This is a genomic window from Oleiphilus sp. HI0066 (assembly GCF_001635725.1).
Genome location: NZ_LWFH01000690.1, coordinates 1 through 664, shown reverse-complemented (window position 1 = coordinate 664; position 664 = coordinate 1). Strand labels below are relative to the sequence as shown.

1 protein-coding gene is annotated in these 664 nt (G+C 46.2%); it reads right to left on the bottom strand.

What is annotated here, in order from left to right; genetic code table 11:
• The coding region (locus tag A3738_RS08700) for a lyase family protein (RefSeq protein ID WP_255376159.1) at window positions 1-664 on the bottom strand (664 nt) is incomplete at both ends.

The window sequence follows — 664 nt, the reverse complement described above, 5'->3', positions numbered from 1 at the left end:
ACTGCCCGGAGTAAGATCTAAAAGAATCTGTTTTGCTTCTTCAGGGATCTCTAGTTTGTTAACGAACTCTGTAATCGTCTCTTTGTTGATAGACTGACCACGCGTTAGCTCTTTCAATTTCTCGTAGGCTTGTTCGATGCTGTAACGGCGCATCACGGTTTGGATCGGTTCGGCCATCACTTCCCACGCATTGTCGAGATCTTGCGCGAGTTTGTTTGGATTGATCTCAAGCTTGTTAAGGCCTTTAAGTGTTGATTGGTAAGCAATTAAACCATGCGCTAAGCCTACACCTAGATTACGCAATACCGTTGAGTCGGTTAGGTCGCGTTGCCAGCGAGAGATCGGAAGTTTTTGAGCTAGGTGCGTTAATACCGCGTTCGCTAGGCCAAGGTTACCCTCTGAGTTTTCGAAATCGATAGGATTTACTTTATGCGGCATCGTTGAAGAGCCTACTTCGCCCGCTACCGTTTTTTGCTTGAAGTAACCAAGTGAGATGTAGCTCCAGATGTCACGATCTAAATCAATCAGGATTGTGTTGAAGCGCGCAACAGCATCGAACAATTCAGAGATGTAGTCGTGCGGTTCAATTTGCGTGGTGTAAGGGTTGAACGTAATGCCGAGTGATTCAACAAAGCTTTTCGCGTGAGCTGGCCAATCAGTGTTC